At 59.4% G+C, this 23,418-nt stretch carries 22 protein-coding genes; 17 read left to right on the forward strand and 5 right to left on the reverse strand.

The features are described from left to right. Window positions 1-60: 60 nt before the first annotated feature. A complete protein-coding gene (locus tag ACR0M2_RS13210) occupies window positions 61-996 on the forward strand; it encodes a DMT family transporter (RefSeq protein WP_480705470.1) in 936 nt (311 codons plus the stop codon). On the opposite strand, the gene ACR0M2_RS13215 is transcribed toward ACR0M2_RS13210, so the two are convergent. Then, a complete protein-coding gene (locus ACR0M2_RS13215; RefSeq protein ID WP_170349702.1) occupies window positions 993-1,571 on the reverse strand; it encodes a DUF1285 domain-containing protein in 579 nt (192 codons plus the stop codon). The genes ACR0M2_RS13210 and ACR0M2_RS13215 overlap by 4 nt on opposite strands. 64 nt (window positions 1,572-1,635) lie before the next feature. Between ACR0M2_RS13215 and ACR0M2_RS13220 the strand changes: the two genes are divergently transcribed. The 4 genes from ACR0M2_RS13220 to ACR0M2_RS13235 are packed head-to-tail and all read left to right on the forward strand — an operon-like array spanning window position 1,636 to window position 8,316. Beyond that, window positions 1,636-2,643: an AAA family ATPase gene (locus tag ACR0M2_RS13220; RefSeq protein WP_170360874.1), complete on the forward strand. Its 1,008-nt coding sequence runs from the start codon at window positions 1,636-1,638 to the stop codon at window positions 2,641-2,643. Continuing rightward, window positions 2,640-3,515, forward strand: a complete 876-nt coding sequence (locus tag ACR0M2_RS13225) for a DUF58 domain-containing protein (RefSeq protein WP_170349704.1) — start codon at window positions 2,640-2,642, stop codon at window positions 3,513-3,515. Before ACR0M2_RS13220 ends, ACR0M2_RS13225 begins: the two co-directional genes overlap by 4 nt. Beyond that, entirely contained in the window at window positions 3,512-6,277 is a 2,766-nt protein-coding gene (locus tag ACR0M2_RS13230) for a DUF4159 domain-containing protein (RefSeq protein ID WP_480705471.1), read from the forward strand. Before ACR0M2_RS13225 ends, ACR0M2_RS13230 begins: the two co-directional genes overlap by 4 nt. Continuing rightward, entirely contained in the window at window positions 6,274-8,316 is a 2,043-nt protein-coding gene (locus tag ACR0M2_RS13235) for a hypothetical protein (RefSeq protein ID WP_170360871.1), read from the forward strand. Before ACR0M2_RS13230 ends, ACR0M2_RS13235 begins: the two co-directional genes overlap by 4 nt. Here the strand turns inward: ACR0M2_RS13235 and ACR0M2_RS13240 are convergent, their stop codons facing one another. Next, window positions 8,317-9,165 carry a 2-keto-4-pentenoate hydratase gene (locus ACR0M2_RS13240; protein WP_480705473.1) on the reverse strand — a complete coding sequence of 283 codons (849 nt, stop codon included), beginning with the start codon at window positions 9,163-9,165 and terminating at the stop codon, window positions 8,317-8,319. Between the two features lie 117 nt (window positions 9,166-9,282). Here ACR0M2_RS13240 and ACR0M2_RS13245 point away from each other — a divergent pair, with 117 nt between their 5' ends. Together ACR0M2_RS13245 and ACR0M2_RS13250 are read left to right on the forward strand one after the other, a co-directional pair. Further along, window positions 9,283-11,484 carry a response regulator gene (locus tag ACR0M2_RS13245; protein ID WP_480705475.1) on the forward strand — a complete coding sequence of 734 codons (2,202 nt, stop codon included), beginning with the start codon at window positions 9,283-9,285 and terminating at the stop codon, window positions 11,482-11,484. A gap of 8 nt (window positions 11,485-11,492) precedes the next feature. Continuing rightward, entirely contained in the window at window positions 11,493-11,951 is a 459-nt protein-coding gene (locus ACR0M2_RS13250; RefSeq protein ID WP_480705477.1) for a VOC family protein, read from the forward strand. Here the strand turns inward: ACR0M2_RS13250 and yaaA are convergent. From yaaA to ACR0M2_RS13265, 3 genes are all read right to left on the reverse strand, one after another. Next, window positions 11,942-12,712 (reverse strand): peroxide stress protein YaaA, encoded by a 771-nt coding sequence (gene yaaA / locus ACR0M2_RS13255; protein ID WP_480705479.1) that lies wholly within the window; start codon window positions 12,710-12,712, stop codon window positions 11,942-11,944. The two genes, ACR0M2_RS13250 and yaaA, sit on opposite strands and share 10 nt — an antisense overlap. A gap of 33 nt (window positions 12,713-12,745) precedes the next feature. Further along, on the reverse strand, window positions 12,746-14,785 hold the full coding sequence (gene recQ / locus ACR0M2_RS13260) for a DNA helicase RecQ (RefSeq protein ID WP_480705481.1): 2,040 nt from the start codon (window positions 14,783-14,785) through the stop codon (window positions 12,746-12,748). Between the two features lie 78 nt (window positions 14,786-14,863). Beyond that, window positions 14,864-15,151, reverse strand: a complete 288-nt coding sequence (locus ACR0M2_RS13265; protein WP_170349712.1) for a YggT family protein — start codon at window positions 15,149-15,151, stop codon at window positions 14,864-14,866. 130 nt (window positions 15,152-15,281) lie between these two features. Here ACR0M2_RS13265 and ACR0M2_RS13270 point away from each other — a divergent pair, with 130 nt between their 5' ends. From ACR0M2_RS13270 to smpB, 10 genes are all read left to right on the forward strand, one after another. Beyond that, window positions 15,282-16,649 (forward strand): MFS transporter, encoded by a 1,368-nt coding sequence (locus ACR0M2_RS13270; protein ID WP_170349713.1) that lies wholly within the window; start codon window positions 15,282-15,284, stop codon window positions 16,647-16,649. After that, window positions 16,646-17,509 carry a penicillin-insensitive murein endopeptidase gene (gene mepA / locus ACR0M2_RS13275; RefSeq protein WP_170349714.1) on the forward strand — a complete coding sequence of 288 codons (864 nt, stop codon included), beginning with the start codon at window positions 16,646-16,648 and terminating at the stop codon, window positions 17,507-17,509. The genes ACR0M2_RS13270 and mepA overlap by 4 nt, the downstream gene beginning before the upstream one ends. Next, window positions 17,482-18,363 (forward strand): esterase-like activity of phytase family protein, encoded by an 882-nt coding sequence (locus ACR0M2_RS13280; RefSeq protein WP_480705483.1) that lies wholly within the window; start codon window positions 17,482-17,484, stop codon window positions 18,361-18,363. The genes mepA and ACR0M2_RS13280 overlap by 28 nt, the downstream gene beginning before the upstream one ends. Before the next feature lie 93 nt (window positions 18,364-18,456). After that, window positions 18,457-19,101, forward strand: coding sequence for a queuosine precursor transporter (locus ACR0M2_RS13285; protein ID WP_480705485.1), 645 nt, complete (start codon window positions 18,457-18,459; stop codon window positions 19,099-19,101). A gap of 263 nt (window positions 19,102-19,364) precedes the next feature. Continuing rightward, the gene (arfB, locus tag ACR0M2_RS13290; protein WP_170360851.1) at window positions 19,365-19,784 is read left to right on the forward strand and encodes an alternative ribosome rescue aminoacyl-tRNA hydrolase ArfB; all 420 of its coding nucleotides are present in this window, start codon (window positions 19,365-19,367) and stop codon (window positions 19,782-19,784) included. A 54-nt stretch (window positions 19,785-19,838) separates the two neighbouring features. Beyond that, window positions 19,839-20,585: an SDR family oxidoreductase gene (locus tag ACR0M2_RS13295; protein WP_170360849.1), complete on the forward strand. Its 747-nt coding sequence runs from the start codon at window positions 19,839-19,841 to the stop codon at window positions 20,583-20,585. A 9-nt stretch (window positions 20,586-20,594) separates the two neighbouring features. After that, window positions 20,595-21,611, forward strand: a complete 1,017-nt coding sequence (locus tag ACR0M2_RS13300) for a P1 family peptidase (RefSeq protein ID WP_480705487.1) — start codon at window positions 20,595-20,597, stop codon at window positions 21,609-21,611. A gap of 112 nt (window positions 21,612-21,723) precedes the next feature. Continuing rightward, window positions 21,724-22,137, forward strand: a complete 414-nt coding sequence (locus tag ACR0M2_RS13305; RefSeq protein WP_170349719.1) for a c-type cytochrome — start codon at window positions 21,724-21,726, stop codon at window positions 22,135-22,137. Window positions 22,138-22,345: 208 nt separating this feature from the next. Continuing rightward, window positions 22,346-22,888: an isopentenyl-diphosphate Delta-isomerase gene (gene idi / locus ACR0M2_RS13310; RefSeq protein ID WP_170349720.1), complete on the forward strand. Its 543-nt coding sequence runs from the start codon at window positions 22,346-22,348 to the stop codon at window positions 22,886-22,888. Window positions 22,889-22,935: 47 nt separating this feature from the next. Next, a complete protein-coding gene (gene smpB / locus ACR0M2_RS13315) occupies window positions 22,936-23,412 on the forward strand; it encodes an SsrA-binding protein SmpB (RefSeq protein ID WP_170360845.1) in 477 nt (158 codons plus the stop codon). The last annotated feature ends 6 nt before the right edge of the window (window positions 23,413-23,418 follow it).

Raw genomic sequence — 23,418 nt, forward strand, 5'->3', positions numbered from 1 at the left:
GGGCATCGCGGCGAATCATTTTTGCGCGCCGTGCCAACAGAAGGTTTGAACACGATGGCAATGAGCCCTGACCCCGTGCGCGGGAACGCCCTTACTGTGTCTGGCGGACGGACATCCGCGGTGTCTGGCAATGGTCTGGCGGTTGCATCCATGCTGACTTGGGCGGCGGGATTTCCGTCCGCCGAGGTGCTGTTGCAAAGCTGGCCTCCGGTGGCCCTGTTTGCCGCACGACTGGTATTGGCGGTGGCGTTTCTGGTTCCGGTCTGGTTGCTGATTGACGGGCCGTCACGCGTATTGCGCGCCCGTTGGGGACATGCGTTGTTTGTTGGCGGGACGCTGGGCGCTGGCATGTTCCTGATCATTGTGGCGCAAAAACTGACTGACCCGGTGACAGTGGCCATCATCGCCTCTTGCGCGCCTTTGTTCGCGACGCTGTTGGAACTGGCGACCGGCACACGGCGGTTGCGGTGGAATTTTGCGGTAGGTCTGGTCGTGTCGATCGTCGGCGGGCTGATTGCCACCAGTGCGGTAGCTCCGGCGCAGCTGGGGTTGGGTGCGGGCTGTGCCATCCTGTCAACCGGACTGTTTTGTTGGGCCAGCATGGCGACAGCGCGGGATTTCCCCGAACTCAGCCAGACCGGGCGCAGCACGATTACCTTGGTTGGGGGGCTGATCGTGGCTGCATTCCTGTTCTTTGCGGCGGGTCAGGCTGGCATGGATATCTTGCCCTCGGCACCGATTGATGTGCAGCAGATGGGGATGCTGGTCATCTATGCGCTGGTTTCGCTGGGGCTGAGTCAGGTGCTGTTCATCGCGTCGGTGGGCAAGCTGGGCGTGGCGTTGGCCTCGTTTCATATTAACATCGCGCCCTTCTATGTGATGCTGATCATGCTGGTATTGGGCGAAGAGTGGAATTGGACCCGCGCGCTGGGCGCGAGCATCGTCGCTGTCGCTGTGGTTCTGGCGCAGGATCGCCGGGTCCCGCGACGGGCTTAATCCGGCAGGTCCTCGGACGGAATCAAAGGAAAAAACCGCCCCCCCGACCGAACGCCGAACCAGCCATCCTGATGCTGGGCAAGGTCCACGAGGCGGTAAAAGCTTTTACGATCAATCCGCGCCTCAAGGTTTGTGCGCACCAATACATAGGGCGACGGCTCTTCTGTTTCCTCGTCGATGACAATGCGAATGGGATGATCCGGCCCCGCCACAGCCCGGTCACCGACATGCGTGCTAAAAGTCACGCTTTGCCCGTCACCTTCCCCCTCGACATCGAAATCGACGGCCACAAAGGGCGCATCCTCGACGGTGATTCCAACCTTTTCCACCGGGGTTACCAGGTAATACTTCCCGTCTTCTTTCTTAAGAATTGAGGAAAAAAGCTTCACAAGCTCGAACCGGTTGATGGGCGACCCTAAATAACTCCAGGTGCCATCTTTTGCGATCTTGATGTCCAGATCGCCGGAAAACGGAGGATTCCACAGGTGAACAGGCGGCAAACCCTTGGATTTGGTTGCTTTGACTGATGCAGCCAGACCATCAGGTGAAGGGGTCACAGGTTTTTGTCCGCTCATTGCTTTTGCCATTTCCTCTCAGCGCGATACACTTCAATCATAATAGTCCACGGAAGGGAAAGTCATGAGCGAACCTGCCGACCTCGTGTCCGAGATCGAAGCGCTGGAAAACAAGCTGCAAGAGGCCAAGGCCTCGATCACCCGTCGCTTTATCGGACAGGAACGGGTCGTTGACCTGACCCTGACTGCGCTGTTGTGCGGCGGTCACGCTTTGTTGATCGGCTTGCCGGGGCTGGGTAAGACGCGATTGGTTGAAACCTTGTCGACGGTGATGGGCCTGCATGGCAATCGTATCCAGTTCACGCCCGATCTAATGCCTGCCGATATTCTGGGGTCCGAGGTTCTGGACACCGCTGATGACGGCACCCGCCACTTCCGCTTCATCTCTGGCCCGATCTTCTGTCAGTTGCTGATGGCGGATGAGATCAACCGCGCCAGCCCGCGGACTCAGTCGGCTCTGCTACAGGCAATGCAGGAACGCACCGTAACCGTGGCGGGCGAAGATCGCTCGCTGGGCGAGCCGTTCCACGTTCTCGCCACGCAAAACCCGATTGAACAGGAAGGCACCTATCCCCTGCCTGAGGCGCAGCTGGACCGGTTCCTTGTTCAGGTCGATGTTGAATACCCTGACCGACAGACCGAACGAGACATTTTGCTTGCAACCACAGGGGTCGAAGAAGACGAAGCCCATCAGATTTTCACCAAAGATGAACTGCTGGCCGCGCAGGTTTTGCTACGTCGCATGCCGGTGGGAGAGTCGGTTGTGGAGTTGATTCTTGATCTGGTTCGTGCGTTCCGCCCAGAAGAGGCAGGTGCGTCCGAGCGCGTCGCAGAAACAGTTGCCTGGGGTCCAGGTCCCCGTGCGGCGCAGGCGCTGATGATGACGGTGCGGGCCCGCGCGATGTTGCAGGGGCGGTTGGCGCCAAATGCCGAAGATGTCCTGGACATGGCCCGCCCGGTGCTCAGCCACCGGATGGCGCTGAACTTCGCGGCGCGCGCGCGTGGTGATAGTCTGGCTGAGCTGATCGACTCGACGGCCGCCGGGTTAATCCGTACCGAGGCCGCGGCGTGAATGCCGCGCTGACCCTTCGAGAAAGATCCGAAGCCGAGGCATCCCGGCTACCGCCGCTGTTGGCGCGCGCCGAACATCTGGCCGGAACCGTTTTGCTGGGCGATCACGGGCGCAGGCGCTCGGGCCTTGGCGATGATTTCTGGCAATACCGCCCGGCGCAGATTGGTGACAGCCGCCGGATGATCGACCACCGGCGCTCGGCCCGCGGGGATCAGCAGTTTGTGCGTGAACGGGAATGGCAGATCGCGCAATCGGTGATGCTGTGGGTGGATCAGGGTGCCTCGATGCGGTTTGCGTCCAACAAGAACCTTCCCACGAAAGGTGACAGGGCCCGTTTGCTGGGTTTGGCAATCTCGATCCTGCTGGTACGCGGTGGAGAGCGCGTGGGCCTAACCGGCACCACGCTGCCGCCCCGGCGCGGAAACGCGCAAATCATCCGACTGGCGCAGGCCTGGTCAGGCGATGTGCAGGACGATTATGCCTCGCCCGAGCATCGCGCCATGATCCCGCGCGCGCGTGCCGTGTTCATATCGGACTTTCTGGGCCCGATGAGCGAGGTGGAACTGGCCCTGACCAAAGCTGCCGACCGTGGTGTGCGGGGCGTTTTGATGCATGTTCTGGACCCGAGCGAGGAATCTTTTCCCTATCACGGCCGCACCGTGTTCGAGAGTGTCGGACGAACCCTGAAACACGAGACACTGAAAGCTGGCGCTTTGCGTGGCCGGTACCTTGAGCGGCTGGCGGAGCGTAAGGAAGCGCTACAGCAATTGTGCCGGGCGACAAATTGGCAATATGGCCTGCACCACACTGAAGACAGCGCACAGGCGGCGCTGCTGTGGCTGTACCGCGCTTTGGACGGGAGCTTGCGATGACGGCATTTCTGTCAGTGATCAGCTTCACATCCCCTTGGGTATTGCTGAGCCTGCTGGCCCTGCCGATCCTGTGGCTGATTCTGCGCGCGGTTCCACCTGCACCGATCCGCCGCTTGTTTCCCGCGGTCACTTTGCTTTTGGGACAGAAGGACAAGGAAAGCGTTTCGGACCGTACCCCGTGGTGGTTGCTTTTGCTGCGGATGTTGGCAGTTGCCGCGATCATCATCGGATTAGCCGGACCGGTATTGAACCCGTCACGTATTCAGGCCGGGTCCGGCCCGTTGCTGTTGGTGTTGGATGCAAGCTGGGCCGGGGCTACGGGATGGCCAGCAACGCTGGAGCAAATTGACGCCCAGTTGGTTGAGGCCGGACGCGCGGGCCGTCGGGTATCCATTTTGCGCCTTACAGAGCCGGAAACCCCTGTCTTTCAGGCGGCAGAGGCCTGGCGCGGGCGGTTGCCGGGGATGGTTCCGGTGCCGTGGCAACCAAGCGAAATCCAGATCACGCAGGCAATTGACGTGCTGGATCAGATCGAAGAGGACTTTGACACATTCTGGTTCAGCGACAAGCTGGCTTACCCGAACAGCGCCCGAATTCTGGACACTTTGCAATCGCGTGGTGACGTGACGGTGTATCAATCTGCCGCCCCGGTGCTGGCGATGGTTCCGGCAGTGTATCAGGATGGGGTTATTCAACTGACTGCAAGACGATCTGAACCCGGGCCGGCGACGGCTGTCACGCTTGTGGCTCAGGGCCGCGACCCGGCGGGTGTCATGCGCATTCTGCACAGCGCTGATGCCGTTTTCGAAGAAAATGAAACAACTGCGCAGGTGGAGCTTGCCCTGCCATCCGAATTGCGGGGACGGATCACAAGGTTCGAGATTCAGGGGCAGCGTTCGGCCGGTGCGGTAACGCTAACGGATGACAGCCTTCGCCGACGCGAGGTCGCCCTGATCGCCGGAACGTTGAACCGTGAAGGGTTGGAACTGCTCTCACCGCTGCACTATCTGACCCAGGTCCTGAGCCCCACTGCGGATTTCGTGGATGGAGGGTTGCTGGAAGTTTTACCTGCCAATCCTGATGCCATTGTTCTGGCCGATGTGGCCAAACTGTCGCCCGGGGAACAAACGGCATTGGTGGAATGGGTCGAACAGGGCGGATTATTGCTGCGCTTTGCCGGTCCGCGCATGGCCGCCAGCGACCTGGGCCGCGATTCCGAAGATGTATTGCTGCCGGTACGTCTGCGCAGCGGCGGTCGCTCGGTCGGTGGCGCGATGAGCTGGGGTGAGGCCAAGGGGCTGGCACCCTTCCCGGAAAACTCGCCTTTCTACGGCTTGCAGGTGCCCGGCGATGTTACGGTCACAACACAGGTCATGGCGCAACCAGACCCTAACTTGGCGGATCGGGTGATTGCGTCGCTGTCCGACGGCACGCCCCTGGTCACACGCAAGGCGCTGGGCTTGGGTCAGGTGGTTCTGTTCCATGTGACGGCGGATGCAGAATGGTCCAGCCTGCCGCTTTCGGGGCTGTTTGTTGAGATGTTGGACCGTCTGGCCGTGGCCTCGGCTGCGAAATCCCGGCAGGATTCGCAGCTACAGGGCACCACGTGGGAGCCGTTGCAAGTGATGGACGGCTTTGGCGCCCTGTCCGATGCGGGCAATCTGGCTGGCGTGGACGGGGTCGAGCTGATCTCGGGCACAACCGGCCCCGATTTGCAGCCCGGCCTTTATGAAAGCGGCAAACAGAAGCTGGCCTTGAATGTTCTGTCGGAAGAAGTTGTGATTAGCCCGGCAATCTGGCCTTCGGATGTACCGATCAAAGGGCAGGAGGTGAACTCTGAGACACCTGTCGGGGGCATCCTGCTCAGCCTCGCTCTGCTATTGCTGACGATTGATGTGATCGCCTCATTGGCCTTGTCTGGCCGCCTTGGTCTGGCCAAAGCGGCGGCGGTTGCGCTGGGTGCCATGCTGTTGGTACCCGAGGCGCAGGCGCAGACGCCCGAGGATACAGAATTCGCACTGAATGCCACGCATGAGCTGGTGCTGGCCCATGTGCTGACCGGAAATGCGCAGGTTGACGATGTGGCAGGTGCTGGCCTGCGTGGCTTGTCGCAAACGTTGTTCTATCGCACATCGGTCGAACCTGCCGAGCCCTTTGGGGTGGATCTTGAGCGCGATGAACTGGCGTTTTTCCCGCTGCTGTATTGGCCGATCACTCCGGATCAGCCGCAGCCTTCGGCTGAGGCCTATGTTAAACTGAACGCTTATTTGCGGTCGGGTGGCATGATCCTGTTCGACACACGTGATGCGGATATCGCGCGCTTTGGGGCCTCGAGCCCCAATGGGCGCAAACTGCAACAACTGGCGGCTCCGCTTAATATTCCCGCGTTAGAGCCTGTTCCAGGTGATCATGTGCTGACTCGTGCCTTTTACCTGTTGCAGGATTTCCCGGGTCGCTACGCTGGTACAGAAATCTGGGTCGAGGCCGCCCCGGTGGATGCCGAGCAGATCGAGGGCATGCCATTTCGCAATCTCAACGACAACGTCACCCCGGTGGTGATTGGCGGCAATGACTGGGCCGGGGCTTGGGCAATTGACCGCAACGGACAGGCGCTGTTGCCAGTCGGGCGTGGTTATGCCGGGGAACGTCAGCGTGAACTGGCCAATCGCTTTGGGGTCAATCTGGTGATGCATGTGCTGACCGGGAATTACAAATCGGATCAGGTACACGTGCCTGCGCTTTTGGACAGGTTGGGACAATGACCGGAACAGTCATCTTTGATCCGCTGATCCCGTGGCCAGTACTGGCCATTGTCGCCGCGATTGCGGTCACAGGGGTTCTGCTGGCCCTATGGCGCGGCCTGTCTGGGTGGGCCTTGCGCGGGCTGGCGGCGCTGGTGGTGATCGCGGCCTTGGCGGGTCCGGTCTATCAGGTCGAAGACCGTGCGCCGCTGACTGATATCGTGCTGATGATCGAGGATGAAAGCGCCAGTCAGGCCCTTTCGGATCGCGCCGACCAAACAGCGCAGGCGGCCGAGGGTCTGGCTGCTGAAATCGAAGCCCGTGACAATACCGAGCTGCGCCGGATCAAGGTCGCCGACGGAGACGGTGACGAAGGCACGCAGGTTATGGCCGCGTTGAGCGCCGCACTGGCCGAAGAGCCGCGCGCACGGATTGCGGGTATTCTGGTGGTTTCAGACGGTCTGGTGCATGATGTCGAGCAGGCCCCCGACCTGCCCGCGCCGATGCACTTGCTGCAAACCGGACGTGAAAGCGACTGGGATCGCCGCCTGATCGTCCGCAATGCCCCCGCCTTTGCCATTATCGGTGAACCTGTCACCCTGACCTTGCGCGTGGAAGACAGCGGCGCTGCGCCTACCGGGGCGACCACTGCGCCGCTGGAGATATCAGTAGATGGGGCCGAGCCGGAACAATTCACCATTCCCATCGGCGTCGATGTCGAATTGCCCATCGCTCTGCCGCATGGTGGGCGCAATGTCATTCAGTTCACTGTGCCTCAGGCCGAGGGCGAATTGACCGACCGCAACAACACCGCGCTGATCCAGATGAACGGGGTGCGTGACCGGTTGCGTGTGCTGCTGGTGTCGGGTGAGCCGCATCCGGGTGGGCGGACCTGGCGCAATCTGCTGAAATCCGACAGCTCGGTCGATTTGGTGCATTTCACCATCTTGCGCCCGCCCGAGAAACAGGATGGCGTGCCGGTGGACGAGTTGTCCTTGATCGCTTTCCCAACGCGCGAGCTGTTTCTGGAAAAGATCAACGATTTCGACCTGATCATCTTTGATCGCTACAAACGGCGCGGCATCCTGCCCGCGATCTATCTGGACAATGTCACCAATTATATCAACGAAGGCGGCGCTGTTTTGATTGCGGCGGGGCCGGATTTTGCCAGCGCCGACAGCATCTTCCGTTCACCTTTGGCGCCGATTCTGCCGGCACAACCCACTGCCCGAGTGATCGAGGAACGTTTCGTGCCCATGGTGACCGATCTGGGCCATCGCCACCCGGTGACGACAGATCTGGGGGATTCCGAGGATTGGGGCGCATGGCTGCGCCAGATCGACGTCAACCACCGCACGGGTGAGCTGTTGATGACCGGTGTGGATGAGCGGCCCCTGCTGGTGCTGGACCGCGTGGGCGAAGGGCGCGTGGCGCTCTTGGCGTCGGACCATGCCTGGTTGTGGAGCCGGGGTTTTGAGGGCGGCGGGCCGCAATTGGAACTGTTGCGCCGTCTGGCCCATTGGATGATGAAAGAACCCGAGCTTGAGGAAGAAGCCTTATGGGCCGAAGCCAACGGGCAGGTCATGCGTATCATCCGTCAGACATTGGAGGATGAGGTCGGACCGGTGACCATCACCCGCCCCGATGGCGAAACGCTTGAAATAACGCTCGATGAGGTCTCCCCTGGGCGGTTCGAGGCGACCTATTTTGGACCCGAGATTGGCCTCTACCGTCTTCAGGAAGGTGACCAGATGGCAGTAATCGGGCTGGGCCCCGCTGCGCCGAAAGAGTTTGAGCGTACCATCGCCACTGATGAGGTGCTGAAACCCGTACTGGCCGAACTGCGCGGGGGTACAATCCGACTGGAAGACGGGTTGCCGTCTATCCGCAATGTCCGCGCCGGGCGCCCAGCTGCTGGGCGCGGATGGATCGGCCTGACCCCGCGAGAAGCCTATGAGACGCGCGATGTCACACAGGCCGGGCTTTTACCGCCCTGGCTGGTGCTGGTGCTGGCCGGTGGCTTCTTGCTGGCCGGATGGTTGCGCGAAGGGCGACGTTGATTACTCGAACACCACTCTGACCGTGGGATCACCGGGCAGACCCGCATAGGTGACGGACGCCCCGCCTTTTCCCTTTGCAGGCGGCACAAGCGGGCCGAAAGACCCGACGGAAATCAGGTCGCCGGCTTGAAACTCGATACCTTTCGACATCAGCCATAGGGCCGCATTTGCCGGGTGCCCCAAAACGGCCGCCCCTGGGGCTTGCGCCAGTACCTCGCCATCCGCGGCGCGGAGTGTGACCGTCATATCCTGCAACGCCTGCGTCATCGCTGTAGGATCGGATACGGGAATTTCAGAGCCTAACACGCCGAGTTTCGGGGCAACGCCAATGGCGGTTAGGGTAACCGGCGTGATTGGCTCACCCTCGGCCAGGGTAAGATCCGGCAGCTCGATAAAGGGGCGGATGGCTGAGATATGGGCAAGAACTTCGGCCGGGGTAGTCGCCTGATTGATGCCAGCGTCGCCGACAACCAGCACCAAATCGGCCTCAAAAACCGGACGCGCACCCCATGTGGCGGGTACAGTGGCCCCGTCGTCCAGCATCATATCGCGGTACAGAACGCCCTGAACCGGTTCAGATGCGCCGAACCGCTCTTGCGCGGGGGCGCTGGTCAGGCCTGCCTTATAGCCGATGATCGGCCCCAAATGTGGCTCTAACACACTGACTATCTTGGCCTGTGTACACAGCGCGTCTTCCATGCTGCCATCCGCAGAAAGGGCCGTCGTCGGTGTGTTGGTCAGATAGTCCTGCACATATTGGTCAATCTGCGCTTCTGTGGCGCAATCCGCCACCGCATGAGAACCCAGCGTGATGGCGCAGAGTATTGGCAAGTATGTTTTTCGCGGCATGGCAGACCTCCGGGTTTTCGAAAACTCTGGCACGATGGTCTGTGTTCGGGCAACGGCTTAAACACTTTTTCACGCTCTGTCGGGATGCTGGGCGCAAGTTACCTGGGATCAGAAACGATGAGTCTAGCAACCAAACTGGCACAGGAACGGCGTGCGCGGCTGGCGGCCGAGCGGCTGTTGGAAATGAAACAGGTCGAATTGTCAGCCGCCAATCGCAAGCTCGGTTTGCATGCGATGGCCCTGACCAAACGCATAGGTGAAACCCAGGCCGAGGTCGAAACGGTTCGGGATGAAAACGAAAAGGTCAAATCCGACCTGACCGAAGCCAATGCCAAGATCGAAGTGGCCGAGCGCCGCTTGTGGCATTCGATGCAGACCATTCAGGACGGATTTGCCTTTTTCGATGATCAGTGCCGCATGATTGGGGCCAATGGGGCTTATCTCAGCCTGTTTGATGGGTTGGATGAAGTGTCGCCGGGTATTTCCTATGCCCGTATCCTTGAGATTCTGACCGACGAAGGGTTGATTGACATTGGCGCGGAATCTCCAGCCGATTGGCAGGCCAGAATGCTGAATCGCTGGGCACAACCCCAGCCGGAATCGGTGGTGATCAAGCTGTGGAATGGTGAATACTTCAAGTTGATCGACCAGCGCGGCAATGGCGGTGACGTGGTCAGTTTGGGCCTGAACATCACCGCCTCGGTTCGGCATGAGGCTGAGTTGAAGGCCGCCCGCGAACGGGCCGAGGCCGCAAACCGGGCCAAATCTGCCTTTCTGGCCAATATGAGCCATGAAATCAGAACCCCGATGAACGGCATTGTCGGCATGACCGAGTTGATGTCGGAAACCCCGCTGGACGAGGAACAGCGGCTCTATCTCAACACCATCCGCAACTCGGGCGAGGCGTTGTTGGTGATCATCAACGACGTTCTGGATTATTCCAAGATCGAGGCGGACAAGCTGATCCTGCACCCTGAACAGTTCGATTTTGAACGCTGCATTCTTGAGGTTGCGATGCTGATGCAACCCAGCGTGCGCGACAAAGGGCTGTCCTTGTTGGTCGATTATGATTTGTTCCTACCGACCTTGTTCGTGGGCGATCCCGGTCGCGTGCGGCAAGTATTGACCAATCTGGTGGGCAATGCGGTCAAGTTCACCACCGAAGGCCATGTGTTGATCCGCGTCACTGGTGTGCCGAATGCAGACACGAACACATGCGATATTCACGTTGCGATCGAAGACACCGGTATCGGCATCGAAGAGGACAAGATCGGGCACATCTTCGGTGAATTCAATCAGGTCGAAGATGAAAAAAACCGCGCATTCGAGGGTACAGGGCTGGGGTTGGCGATCACCAAGCGGCTGATCACACTAATGGGCGGGTCGGTCTGGGTGGAAAGCGAACCTGAGCAGGGCTCCTGTTTTGGATTTCGCATCTCGTTGCCCACCATCGAAGGCCCGCAACCCACACCGCCTGATTTGGCTGGTCGGTTGCGCCACGTGGTCGTTGTCGAGGATCTGGCGGTGAACCGTGCCATCCTGTCGAAACAGCTAGGGCGATTGGGATCGAAAGTCACCGTTTGCGCCTCGGGGGGTGAGGCGCTGGCCGCTGTTGATGGCAGTGTGGACCTGTTGCTGTGTGATCACGACCTGACGGACATGGATGGGTTGGAACTGGCGACCACGCTGAAAGACCGGGGCTGGGGGGATTTGCCCGTGGTGGTGATGTCGGCCAATCCCGGTGTCATCCACGCCAACCCGGCACGTAACCTGATTGACGGGGTTTTGCAGAAACCTATTCCCCGCGCCGAACTGTTTTCGCGCTTGACGACATTGGGGCGGCTGCCTGTCACGCCTGAAGCTGCTTCAAGTGACCCCGAGGCCCCGTCAGAGCCGCAGGGTGAACGCCAGATGCGTGTTTTGGCAGCCGAGGACAATCGGACCAACCAGTTGATCTTGCAAAAGATGGTCAAGGATTTGAATATTGACCTGCAATTCGCCGCGAATGGGCTGGAAGCCGTGGACCAGCATCAGAAATTCGACCCGGACCTGATTTTCATGGATATTTCGATGCCCAAGATGGATGGGAAACAGGCCACGGCGGAAATCCGGCGGCGTGAGATTGACACGGATCGGCATGTACCGATTGTCGCATTGACGGCGCACGCCATGGCTGGGGATGATCAGGGCATTCTGTCGGCCGGATTGGATCACTATCTGACCAAACCGCTGCAAAAGCGGAGAATCCACCAGATGATATTGGACCATCAGCCCGAGGGTGTTTTGCCTGTCATTGCCGAAGATGCACAGGCTGAATAGGGTAAGCCATGACTGATCGTGGATTTCAGCCTCGTGCCTTGGGTGAGATTGCCATTCGCTGTGCCGATATGGACGCGATGGTGGCGTTTTATGAAGATGTGATCGGGCTGGAACGCCTGAGCGGTGATCACAACAGCGCCATCACCTTTTTCCGCATCGCCGAAGGGTTTGGCGGACATACACAGGTGTTGGCTTTGTTCCACCATGCGGCCGCCCCGCGGCCTGGGGTGCACCCGACCGGCGCCGACAAGCCCACTACCGGCGCCGGGTCATCGCTGCATCATATTGCTCTGTCATTGCCCTTTGCTGAGCAAGAGGCCGTGATGCGCTGGTATGACAAAATCAGTCAGCCTTACCGCGTTGAACAGTTCGGCTGGATCGGATGGCGCGGCATTTTCACCGAAGACCCCGAGGGCAACACGGTTGAGTTGGTTGCTTATGACCCATTGATGCTGGATCAGGCCTGATAAGGGCGCACGAAAACGGGTCTGTCCTCTTGCGACAGGTCTGAGCGGTATTCATATCCACCAGTGTCGAAATCCAGCAACCCTTTGGGGTCGGTCAGACGGTGTTGAACGATATATCGGGCCATCGCACCCCGCGCTTTCTTGGCGAAGAAGCTGACGATCTTGGGCGTACCTGCCTTGTCTTCCATAAAGACCGGCGTGACCACCCGCAGTTTTAGCGCCTTCAAGTCGACTGCGCCGAAATATTCCTGACTGGCGCAATTCACCAGAATGTCCGATCCAACCTCATCAGCTTGTGCGTTCAGCGCTTTGCTCAGTTGGTCGCGCCAGTATTCATACAGGTTCTTACCGCGCCGGGTTTTCAGCTTGCTGCCCATTTCAAGACGATAGGGTTGAATCGCGTCCAGCGGGCGTAACACCCCATACAGACCGGACAGGATACGCAGGTGTTCCTGCGCCCAGGCCATTTCTTCGGCATCCAGCGAGGTCGCTTCCAGCCCCTGATAGGTATCCCCAGCAAAGGCCAGCGCTGCAGGTCGGGTCAATTCAGCGCCCGGCGAGTCCGAAAATGCTCGATACCGGTCACGGTTCAGACGGGCCAGATCATCGCTGAGGTCCATCAGTTTCTTCAGATCGCCCAGTGTCAGATTGCGGGCGGTTTTCGACAGTCTGATCGCGTCGTCCTGAAAGTCGGGTTGCGTGACCTCAACGTCCCGCTCTGCCCAATCCAGCCGCTTGGCCGGGGAAACCACTACCAGCATATCCGCCCTCGTTTCTTGCCTGATGCAGGGTATCTAGCCCGCCTGACGCAGCACGTCCAGAAACGCGGCACCAAACCTTTCGTGACGACGGTTGCCCAGCACCTGTTCCATCCCGCGCGGGTCATTGGGGCGCAGTTGTGCGACCTTGGCCAGTTGTGAGGCCGAACAGGTCAGCGGTTTGTCAATCCCGTCGGAGCCGCGTGAAAGCCGTGTTTGAACCTCAAGCAGTCGGTCATAGATATCCCCTTGTTCGCGGCCCGCCAGTTTGCGGCGTGCTGGGTGCAATTCTTCAACCGCGCCGGTCAGCACCTCAAGGAAGGTGTCGCCGTACCGTTCCAGCTTTTTTGCGCCAACTCCGCTGATCCGGGCCATATCGTCCAAAGAGGCCGGGCGTTTTTCGGCCATTTCAATCAGGGTGCGATCGGGAAAGATAACATAGGCCGGAACTCGCGCGCTTTCCGCCAGCGCGCGACGTTTGGCCTTGAGCGCAGATAGCAGCGGCGCGTCTTCCTCGGACACCATCATCTTGACGGCGGGTCTCCGGGTGGCCTTGCGGATCGTGTCTTTGCGCAGGTTGATCTGCGCCTCACCCTTCAGGATCGGCTTGGCTGCTTCGGTCATGCGCAACGCGCCGTGGCGTTCGGGATCGGGGCGGACAAGGTCGTGCCCCATCATCTGTCGGAAGATCGCCTGCCATTGCGGGCGCGACCAGTCCTTGCCGATGCCCCATGTGGACAGGTTGTCGTGCCGCCGGGCGCGAATCTTGTCGGTTTCATTACCCAGCAGAATGTCGATCAGATGGCCCGCGCCGAACCATTCCTCGGTGCGCAGGATCGCCGACAAGGCCATGCGAACGGGGGTGGTGCCATCGAACACTTCCGGAGGGCTGTCGCACAGGTCGCATTTACCGCAAGGTTCGATCTGTTCTCCGAAATACCCCAGCAGGGTCTTGCGTCGACATTCGAGCGCCTCGGCCAGCCCGAGCAGAGCGTTCAGCCGCGCATGATCCGCCATGCGCCGTTCCGGTGGTGCGAGCCCCTCGTCGATCTGGGACCGGCGCAAGCGAATGTCGTCGGGGCCGAACAGGGTCAGGGTTTCAGCAGGCCCGCCGTCGCGGCCGGCGCGGCCGATTTCCTGATAATAGGCTTCGATGGACTTGGGCAGGTCCGCATGCGCGACCCAGCGGATATCGGGCTTGTCGATGCCCATTCCGAACGCAACGGTGGCAACCACGATCAGCCCATCCTCGCGGGCAAAGCGGGTTTCGACGATGCGGCGGTCTTCGGCCTCCATTCCGCCGTGATAATGACAGGCGGTGTGGCCTTCGGCGCGTAAGGCCTGGGCCAACACTTCGGTTTTGTTGCGGGTGCCGCAATAGACGATACCGGATTGGCCTTTACGCGCTTCGGCGAAGTCGAGGATCTGTTTGCGTGGGCCGTCCTTGGCAGCAAAGGCCAGATGGATATTGGGCCGGTCAAAGCCGCGCAGGAACTTACGCGGGGCGGTGCCGTCGAACAGTTTTTCGACAATCTCGTCCTGCGTTTCGGCATCCGCAGTGGCGGTGAAAGCGGCCAAAGGCACGTCCAATGCGCGTCGCAGCTCTCCGATCCGCAGATAATCTGGGCGGAAATCATGGCCCCATTGGCTGACGCAATGGGCCTCGTCCACGGCGATCAGGCTGACATTGATCCGACGCAACATGCCCAAGGCTGACCCGGCGGCCAGACGCTCGGGGGCTATGTAGAGCAGTTTCAGACGCCCGGCCTCCAACGCCTCCCACACGGCGTCGGTTTCTTCGGGGGTGTTGCCCGAGGTCAGCGCACCGGCCTCGACCCCGGCCTCTTGCAGCCCGCGCACCTGATCGCGCATCAGGGCAATCAGAGGAGAGATAACCACCGTCACCCCGTCGCGCATCAAGGCAGGCAGCTGAAAACACAGGGATTTGCCGCCGCCCGTGGGCATGATCGCCAGCACGTTTTCACCCAGCGAAACGGCGTCGACGATCTCTTCCTGACCGGGGCGGAAATCGTCGAATCCAAAGACATCTCGCAGCAAAGGCGCGGCGTCGAACATGTGCGGGGTTGCCCTGTTTTAAGGTTTATCTGCTCTTAAGACAGGACAATCACATACTAAGATTCGGTGAACAAGAGGTCAGACGAAATAGCCCATATTGTTAATTAGAATGATCCGCAGCGCGTAGACCCCGATCAGCACCACCAAAGGCGTCAGGTCCAGCCCACCCATCGCGGGCAGGACGCGGCGGATTGGGCCATAGATAGGCTCTAATATCCGGTTCAGGCCATACCAAATTTGCGCCACCAGTTGCTGGTGCAGGTTGAGAACCTGAAAGTTGATCAGCCAGCTCATGATCACATGGGCCAAAATGATGAACCAGACAATGTCCAGGATCAGCAGCAGAATTTGGATCAACGACAGCATGGGGCCTCCGGTAAATACGTGAGATGAGAGGTAAGCGCCCCCGCGACAAAGAGCAAGCCCGCGCCAACACAACGCTTGCGAATTGGGTTAAAGCCCCGTCTTATGAATGCAACAATAAACAGGGGCAGTTATGGCAGAGATTTCCAAGCGCAAGCGCATTTGGGGTTGGTGGTTTTTCGACTGGGCCAGTCAACCATATCACACCCTTCTGGTCACCTTTGTGTTCGGCCCCTATTTCGCCGGGGTTGCGGCGGGGTATTTTTCAGGAACCGGGTTGGATGCCGAGGCTGCGGCCGCGCGGGCGCAGACGGTTTGGGCCAATTGCCTGACCATCACCGGGTTGATCATCGCCTTTGGCGCACCTTTGCTGGGTGCGATGGCGGATGTGTCGGGGCGGCGCATTCCGTGGATCTTTGCCTTTTCGGCGATGTACGCGGTGGGATCTGCCGCGCTTTGGTACACGCTGCCAGATGGATCGAACATGTGGCTGATGCTGTCGGCCTTTGGGCTGGGTTTTGTCGGCGCGGAATATGCGCTGATCTTCATCAACTCTCAGCTGCCTGATCTGGGCAATGACAATGAAGTGGGCGAAATTTCGGGTTCGGGCTTTGCGTTTGGCTATTTCGGCGGGTTGATTTCATTGGCGATCATGCTGTTGCTGTTCGTCGAACAGCCCAACGGCAAGACACTGATTGGGATGGACCCGATGTTCGGGCTGGATGCGGCGAGCCAGCAGGGCACGCGGTTCGTCGGTCCCTTTACCGCCGGTTGGTTCATCCTGTTCATGGTGCCCTATTTCCTGTGGGTGCGTGATGACCCGGACAGTAACAAGACTGGCAGCCTGCGTGAGGCATTGCGACTGCTGGGCAAATCCATCTCAGACTTGCGGCACCGGGTCAGTCTGGCGACCTATCTGGGTTCCTCCATGTTCTACCGAGATGCGCTGAACGGGCTGTACAGTTTCGGCGGTGTCTATGCACGGCTGGTATTGGAATGGGGGCTGATCAAGATCGGAGTGTTCGGGATTGTCAGCGTTCTGGCCTCGGCCATCTTTGCGTGGGTCGGTGGCAAGATGGATAAGAAATACGGCCCTAAACCAGTTATTCTGGTCGCGATCTGGGTGCTGATCTTTGTCTGCATCACCGTGGTGTCGATGGATCGGACGCAGATTTACGGCATCTCCTTGCCCGAAGGGTCAGGCCTGCCGGATCTGGTGTTCTTTGGCTGCGGAGTTTTGATCGGCGGTATGGGCGGTATCCTGCAATCGGCCAGCCGATCCATGATGGTGCGCCATACCGACCCAAAAACGCCAGTCGAAAGCTTTGGCCTTTACGGCCTGTCCGGCCGCGCGACATCTTTTGCCGCGCCTTTGCTAATCGGGATTGCCACAACTGTTACGGGCAGTGCGCGGTTGGGGGTGTCACCGATCATTCTGTTGTTTATTCTGGGCCTGTTCCTAATGCGCTGGGTTAAACCGGAAGGGGATCAGAGCAGATGATTTTACTACGTTTTTTAGCAATAATCGCCGCGATGACATTGGCAGGAGCAGCCGGGGCGCAGCCCTTGGCCAAGCAATTGTTCGGGGCGCAAAAGCAAAGTTCACAGCAAAAACCAGCCGCGTTCGGCAGTTATTCGCGCGGATGTGCCGCGGGGTCGGTGCAACTGCCCGAAACGGGGCCGACATGGCAAGCCATGCGCCTGTCGCGTAATCGCAACTGGGGCCACCCGGAGGCGGTGGATTACGTACAGGACCTCAGCAAGTTTGCGGCTCGGCAACCGGGGTGGAATGGTCTCTATGTCGGGGATATCAGCCAACCGCGTGGTGGTCCGATGACTTCTGGTCATCGCAGCCACCAGTTGGGGTTGGACATCGATATCTGGATGCTGCCCGGCGACAACATGCGGCTGTCGCGCAAAGCGCGCGAGAATATCTCGTCGATTTCTCTGCGCCGCGCCAACGGGGCCTATGTGAATGGCAATTGGACGGCACAACACCACGCCGTGCTGCGTGAGGCGGCAAAGGACAAGCGCGTGGCGCGGATTTTCGTCTTTCCCGGCGCCAAGGTTCAGATGTGCAATGATGAGAAAGGCAACAAGGCCTATCTGCGCAAGATCAGGCCATGGTGGGGGCATCATTATCATTTCCACGTGCGTCTGAAATGCCCCAAGGGCTCGCGCGGCTGTGTCAATCAGGACGCGCCGCCCAAAGGTGATGGGTGTGCCGAGGCGCAGCAATGGGTGCGCAACATCCTCAACCCGCCGCCACCTGACCCGAACGCGCCTGCGCCGAAGAAACGCCGCGAGTATGTTCTGACCGATTTGCCCCAGCAATGCGCCGCAGTCTTGCAATCCAACTGATTGCTATTTTGCTGGCGGGTGCGGTTTGGGCGGTCGAGGTCAAGACGGCCACATACTTAAACAGCTTTGTCTGGCGCCACCCGGCGGAATGGTTTGGCGGGTTTTCGGCCCTGCATATCTCGGACAACGGTCGGCATATGTTTGCGCTTAGTGACCGTTCGGTTCTTGTCCGTGCGACCATTGCGCGGGATGAGGATGACGTTACAGGGGTCCGGATCACCGGGAACTGGCCGGTTCTCTCCAGCACAGGACGGCCCCTATCCGGCGAAGCAGGGGATTCCGAAGGCATTGCGGTCGCACCGGACGGTAGCCATTACATCTCATTTGAGTCAGTGCATCGCGTTGCCCGATACGCGACTCCCGACGCCGAAGCGCGGGTGCTGCCGCGCCCAAAGGCGTTTGAAAATCTGAAACTCAATGGGTCGTTCGAAGCCTTGGCAATCGACAATCAGGGGTGGCTGTATACCCTTCCCGAAAGAAGCCGGACCGAAGCAGGCGACATCCCCGTTTATCGCTGGGACGGGCAGGGTTGGTCGACCCCTTTCGTGTTGCCACAGCGGGGCAAATTCTTGCCTGTATCTGCCGATTTTGGTCCCGATGGTCGGTTCTATTTATTGGAACGAGCCCTGTCCCTGACAGGGTTCCGCACCCGCCTGCGGCGGTGGCAGGTCACAGAGGATTCAGTCGGTGCCGAAGAAAACCTGTTTACGACCGGCACAGGCACGCATGACAACCTCGAAGGGTTGTCAGTTTGGCGCGATGATCAGGGGCAGTTGCGCGCCACGATGATCTCGGACGACAACTTTCTGGTCCTTCAGCGCACTGAACTGGTGGAGTATCTGCTACCGGATTGACTCATCCCAACCAAAGGTCTAAACGCACGGCTTGCCTTGGGACGGTCCCTTGGCCAAGTCGCCGCTACCTTGTCAAAACGGGCATCTGAAAACATGCAACGCGCTTATATACCCGGCATTATTGCCATGGCCGCCATTGTTGTGGCCTCGAACATTCTGGTTCAGTTCCTGATTTTTGACGGGCTGCTGACCTGGGGTGCTTTTACCTATCCGCTGGCCTTTCTGGTCACCGACATCATGAACCGCGTCTATGGCGTGGCCACGGCCCGCAAGGTGGTGTTCGCCGGGTTTGTCACCGGCATCATCTGTTCGCTGATCGGCAGCCAGATCATACTGCAAGGTGACGGGTTCACCTATGCCGCCGTACCGCTGCGGATCGCTGTTGCCTCGGGGACGGCGTTTCTGATTGCACAGCTGACCGATGTCACCGTGTTCAATTCGCTTCGCGGTGGTCGCTGGTGGCGCGCGCCGCTGGTGTCGACCCTGGTTGGCTCGGCGCTGGACACTGCGCTGTTTTTCACCATCGCATTCTCAGCTTCTGTCACGGTTTTCGGTGCCAATGCTGATGCGGCGATCAACTGGGCGTGGGAGCCTGTGCCCTTCATGTTGACTGGTCCGATGGTGCCCCTGTGGGTGACGCTGGCCTTTGCTGACTGGCTGGTGAAGTTGTCGCTGGCGATGATTGCGCTGATCCCGTTCAAGGTGATCGTTGCGCGGTTGACCGCGCAGCCTGCGTAAAAAAGTGCTTTGAGAATGGCGCATCTTGTGTCAGGCTCAAAGTTAACCGCAACAGATAGAAAAGGAGGTGATCCAGTGTCGAGAAAGAGATTGGAGAGAGGTGTCGGAACAACCGGGGGGATCGCCTGTTAGGGCAGCCCTTGGCGGAGCGCTCGCTCCGGCTGGTCGATTGATCTAACCGACCCAACCTCCTGTACTTTCGAAGGGCCGTCCCGCCGGGGCGGCCCTTTTTGTTTCTGCTTGTGCCGGATAAGGTCCACTTCATGTTGCGCATCACCGACGATATCACCCTGCAGGACTGGGAAATGACCGAGAGCTTTGTCCGCTCGTCCGGTCCCGGTGGTCAGAACGTGAACAAGGTCTCGACCGCAGTTGAGCTGCGGTTCGAGGCTGCGCGCTCGCCCTCCTTGCCCGATCCGGTCAAAAACAGGCTGAAACGGTTGGCCGGGCGGCGCTGGACCAAAGATGGCGCGATCATCATTCAATGCGAAGAAACCCGCAGCCAAGCCCGCAACCGCGAGATTGCCCGCGCCCGTCTGGCTGAACTGATTGTCCGCGCGCTGGTGAAACCCAAGCGGCGGATTGCGACGAAACCCACCTATGGCTCGGTCAAACGGCGGCTGGCGGCCAAAAAAGCGCGCTCGGATGTGAAGGCGCTGCGCGGCAAGGTCGCAGAAGATTGAACTGGCAGTTTCACGGTGCCTTGCTAGTTTGAAAAGGCAAGGGAGAGCAAGATCATGAGGTTAGAGGGGAAAACCGCGATTGTAACCGGTGGCGCGTCTGGCTTTGGTGCCGGGATCGTGCAGAAATTCCTGTCCGAAGGCGCGCGGGTCATGATTGCCGATATCAATGGTGACGCGGCCGAGGTTCAGGCAAATCAGCTTGGGCCGAATGCGATTGCTCAGATGGTCGACGTGGCGAATGCAGTCTCGGTGCAGGCCATGGCGGATATGGCGATGGATCGGTTCGGGCAATTGGATATTTTGGTGAACAATGCCGGTGTCACGCATCTGCCGACGCCGCTAGAGGATGTCACCGAAGAGGAATTTGACCGCGTCTTCAACGTGAACATGAAATCAGTCTATCTGACCGCACGGGCGCTGGTGCCAGCGATGAAAGCGCGCGGGGCGGGTGCGATCCTGAACGTGGCCTCGACCGCGGGGCTATCGCCACGTCCGAACCTGAATTGGTACAACGCGTCCAAGGGCTGGATGATCACGGCCACCAAGACAATGGCGGTGGAACTTGCGCCTTCGGGTGTGCGTGTAAACGCGCTCTGCCCGGTGGCCGGGGAAACACCACTGCTGAAATCCTTCATGGGAGAAGATACGCCTGAAATGCGTGCCAAGTTCCTGTCGACCATCCCGCTGGGGCGTTTCTCGACCCCCGACGACATGGCCAACGCCGCCTGTTTCCTGTGTTCGGACGAGGCGAGCATGATCACCGGCGCTGCATTGGAGGTCGACGGTGGCCGTTGTATCTGAGGTTTATCCATGATCCCCGGACCCCGTAATCTGATCACTGATGTCCCTGGCCTGAGGGTCGGAAATGCGCAGGACGCTGCGTTGAAAACGGGAACAACTGTCCTGACGGCAGATCAGGCCTTTACCGCCTCGGTTCACGTGATGGGGGGCGCACCGGGCACGCGGGAAACCGATCTGCTGGCGCCGGATAAATCGGTCTCGCAAGTGGATGCAATTACTTTGTCCGGTGGGTCGGCCTTTGGACTGGATGCCTGTTCTGGCGTCTCGGATGCATTGCGGTCGCGGGGCAGGGGGTATCCAGTGGGCGATACCGTGGTGCCCATTGTGCCCGGAGCGATCCTGTTTGATTTGTTGAACGGCGGAGACAAGGATTGGGTTGAAAACCCATATCGCGCGCTGGGACGAGCGGCTTTTGACGACGCAGATGTGGATTTTGCGTTAGGCACAGCGGGGGCCGGAACCGGCGCTTTGGCGGCGCGGCACAAGGGGGGGCTCGGGTCCGCCTCATTGGTTCTGGACAATGGGGTGACCGTCGGTGCCCTGGTTGCGGCCAACCCGTTGGGCAGTGTGACAACACCCGGCGACCGCCATTTCTGGGCAGCGCCGTTCGAGTTTGGAGACGAATTTGGCGGTTTAGGATCTGATTCAAGTGCCGGTCTTGGCTTTCCTGCTCCCAGCCTCAAGGCGCAGGCGATGCGACTTGCCGAGCCGGATAAGGGCAACACGACAATCGCTATTGTGGCCACGGATGCTGCCTTGTCGAAATCGCAGTGCCAGCGACTGGCAGTGGCAGCACATGATGGCATTGCCCGCGCCATTCTGCCGGCACACACACCAGGGGACGGAGATCTGGTCTTTGCGGTCAGCACTGGCGCGCAGACTATCGACGCCGAAGCCGGCTTGGGGCTGATCGGACATGCGGCCTCGGTCTGTCTGGCACGAGCTATTGCGCGGGCTATTTATCTGGCGACCCCGGCAGCGGGCGATCTATTGCCCTGTTGGACCGCACCACATGACAAAAGTTAAGGACTGTCTTTATGCCGCAGGGCACATTACCCTCGCGCGGCAATCTGCGCGTTGACTCTTTTTTGCGCCGACGGTCCATTCGGTGCAGCCAATTCGTATCGGAGCAAAACTCATGAATCGTATCCTCGCTACCGCAATTGTCGGCCTGCTGGCCCTTCCTGCCTATGCGGAAGGTGACGCCGAGGCCGGCAAAAAGGCCTTCAATAAATGCAAATCCTGCCATCAGATCGCTGACCCGGCCGGTGAAGTCATCGTCAAGGGCGGTAAGACCGGTCCGAACCTTTACGGTATCGCGGGCCGCACCGCGGGTACCGTCGAAGGGTTCAAATACGGAGACAGCATCGTTGAGGCTGGTGAAAACGGTCTGGTCTGGGATGAAGCCACCTTTGTCGAATACGCGCAGGATCCCAAGGCGTTTTTGAAAGATTACCTGGGTGAGACATCGGCCAAGTCGAAAATGACCTTCAAGTTGAAGAAGGGCGGCGAAGACGTCTATGCCTATATCGTCAGTGTCTCGGGCGAATAACGTCTGAAAAACCAGACCATTCGAAAGATTGCAAAAGGCCGCAGCCCCCTGCGGCCTTTCGTGCGATTGATAACAGCTTGGATCAAGGTCACCTTGGGGATACGCGGTTCATCATGCCCTTGCATGACTTCGCAAAGCCAAGCCGGTCCGGCGGCAGCCAATTCCATACATCCCGCCGCCCTGGCGGATCGGCAGCAGGAGACGACAGATGGGAATCATGATCCCGGCCTGGGTTGATGGTGAATTGACCCCCGTGGACAAGCTTGAGGCGCATGAAAAGGGCCTGCGGCACAAGGCAGTGTCGGTCTTTGTCGTGCGCGGCACCGAGATCTTGATGCAACGCCGGGCTTTGGGCAAATACCATACGCCGGGCCTGTGGGCGAATACCTGCTGCACCCATCCCGATTGGGGCGAGACGCCCTCGGAATGTGCCGTGCGTCGTTTGCGCGAAGAGCTGGGGATCACCGGCTTGTACCCGGAATACCGGCACCGGCTGGAATATCACGCCGATGTTGGCAACAACATGATCGAACACGAAGTGGTCGATATCTTTCTGGCTCATGTTCGTGGGCCGCTTAAAATCGAGCCTAATCCAGACGAAGTCATGGATATCCGGTGGATCGACTACCATGATCTGCTGGCTGAAGTGCAACGACATCCGCAGCGGTTCACGCCGTGGCTGAAGATCTATCTGCACAGTCACGCCGACACGATTTTCGGTCCTGATCTGATCATCTCGGCCACGTCCTGACCGCAACGGCTTGCAAGGGCCGCCCAAGCCGCCTAAATCAACGCGTCATGGCCAAGCAAAAGACAGACCCGAATTACAAAGTTATCGCCGAAAACCGGCGTGCGCGCTTCGATTACGCGATCGAGGACGATATCGAGTGCGGCATCGTGCTGGAAGGGTCCGAGGTCAAATCCCTGCGCGTTGGTGGGTCAAACATTGCCGAAAGCTATGCTTCGGTCGAGGATGGCGAGCTGTGGCTGATCAACAGCTATATCGCGCCTTATGAGCAGGCGAAGGTTTTCAAGCACGAAGAACGCCGCCGCCGCAAGCTGCTGGTGTCGCGCAAAGAGCTGTCGAATCTGTGGAATGCCACCCAGCGCAAGGGCATGACGCTGGTGCCGCTGGTTTTGTATTTCAACCACAAGGGCCGGGCGAAGCTGAAGATCGGCATCGCCAAAGGTAAAAAGCTGCACGACAAGCGTGAGACTCAGGCCAAGCGGGACTGGTCACGGCAGAAACAGCGGCTGATGAAGGATCACAGCTAATCCTTC

Source organism: Ruegeria sp. BE10 (assembly GCF_056538905.1).

Coding starts and splice junctions, on each gene's coding strand:
- ACR0M2_RS13210 (WP_480705470.1), top strand. CDS start 61: ATGAGCCCTGACCCCGTGCGCGGGAACGCCCTTACTGTGTCTGGCGGA.
- ACR0M2_RS13215 (WP_170349702.1), bottom strand. CDS start 1,571: ATGAGCGGACAAAAACCTGTGACCCCTTCACCTGATGGTCTGGCTGCA.
- ACR0M2_RS13220 (WP_170360874.1), top strand. CDS start 1,636: ATGAGCGAACCTGCCGACCTCGTGTCCGAGATCGAAGCGCTGGAAAAC.
- ACR0M2_RS13230 (WP_480705471.1), top strand. CDS start 3,512: ATGACGGCATTTCTGTCAGTGATCAGCTTCACATCCCCTTGGGTATTG.
- ACR0M2_RS13235 (WP_170360871.1), top strand. CDS start 6,274: ATGACCGGAACAGTCATCTTTGATCCGCTGATCCCGTGGCCAGTACTG.
- ACR0M2_RS13240 (WP_480705473.1), bottom strand. CDS start 9,165: ATGCCGCGAAAAACATACTTGCCAATACTCTGCGCCATCACGCTGGGT.
- ACR0M2_RS13245 (WP_480705475.1), top strand. CDS start 9,283: ATGAGTCTAGCAACCAAACTGGCACAGGAACGGCGTGCGCGGCTGGCG.
- ACR0M2_RS13250 (WP_480705477.1), top strand. CDS start 11,493: ATGACTGATCGTGGATTTCAGCCTCGTGCCTTGGGTGAGATTGCCATT.
- yaaA (WP_480705479.1), bottom strand. CDS start 12,712: ATGCTGGTAGTGGTTTCCCCGGCCAAGCGGCTGGATTGGGCAGAGCGG.
- recQ (WP_480705481.1), bottom strand. CDS start 14,785: ATGTTCGACGCCGCGCCTTTGCTGCGAGATGTCTTTGGATTCGACGAT.
- ACR0M2_RS13265 (WP_170349712.1), bottom strand. CDS start 15,151: ATGCTGTCGTTGATCCAAATTCTGCTGCTGATCCTGGACATTGTCTGG.
- ACR0M2_RS13270 (WP_170349713.1), top strand. CDS start 15,282: ATGGCAGAGATTTCCAAGCGCAAGCGCATTTGGGGTTGGTGGTTTTTC.
- mepA (WP_170349714.1), top strand. CDS start 16,646: ATGATTTTACTACGTTTTTTAGCAATAATCGCCGCGATGACATTGGCA.
- ACR0M2_RS13280 (WP_480705483.1), top strand. CDS start 17,482: ATGCGCCGCAGTCTTGCAATCCAACTGATTGCTATTTTGCTGGCGGGT.
- ACR0M2_RS13285 (WP_480705485.1), top strand. CDS start 18,457: ATGCAACGCGCTTATATACCCGGCATTATTGCCATGGCCGCCATTGTT.
- arfB (WP_170360851.1), top strand. CDS start 19,365: ATGTTGCGCATCACCGACGATATCACCCTGCAGGACTGGGAAATGACC.
- ACR0M2_RS13295 (WP_170360849.1), top strand. CDS start 19,839: ATGAGGTTAGAGGGGAAAACCGCGATTGTAACCGGTGGCGCGTCTGGC.
- ACR0M2_RS13300 (WP_480705487.1), top strand. CDS start 20,595: ATGATCCCCGGACCCCGTAATCTGATCACTGATGTCCCTGGCCTGAGG.
- ACR0M2_RS13305 (WP_170349719.1), top strand. CDS start 21,724: ATGAATCGTATCCTCGCTACCGCAATTGTCGGCCTGCTGGCCCTTCCT.
- idi (WP_170349720.1), top strand. CDS start 22,346: ATGGGAATCATGATCCCGGCCTGGGTTGATGGTGAATTGACCCCCGTG.
- smpB (WP_170360845.1), top strand. CDS start 22,936: ATGGCCAAGCAAAAGACAGACCCGAATTACAAAGTTATCGCCGAAAAC.